1 protein-coding gene is annotated in these 262 nt (G+C 49.2%); it reads right to left on the minus strand.

Going from position 1 to position 262, the window contains the following annotated elements; genetic code table 11:
- Window positions 1–226, minus strand: a 226-nt coding sequence (locus HBA93_RS21760) for a DeoR family transcriptional regulator (RefSeq protein WP_221724634.1), incomplete at its 3' end; no start/stop codon positions are given.
- Window positions 227–262 lie beyond the last annotated feature (36 nt).

The following is a 262-nucleotide window of genomic DNA, read 5'->3' on the forward strand; positions in this document are numbered from 1 at the left end:
ATCGAAGTCCGTTTCGTGCTTCTGCCCAAACTACACGGTCGTTTAAGGTGTAGACGTTTGATGTTCCCGCTCCACCAATACGATTGACTTGAACCCAGTTCCCCTCAGTAAGAACTGTCACAGCACGACGAATAGTCATTTGTGAGACACCAAGAAGCTCAGCTAAAGTGCCATAAGAGGCAACTACTGAATTGTGCCGGCCTACTTGGCTTGCAAGTGTATGCATCAAAGCCGCCGCTGCTGGTTTTGAGAGTGTCAGCCT

The sequence above is a fragment of the Ochrobactrum sp. SFR4 genome, assembly GCF_019730395.1.
Taxonomy (GTDB): domain Bacteria; phylum Pseudomonadota; class Alphaproteobacteria; order Rhizobiales; family Rhizobiaceae; genus Pseudochrobactrum.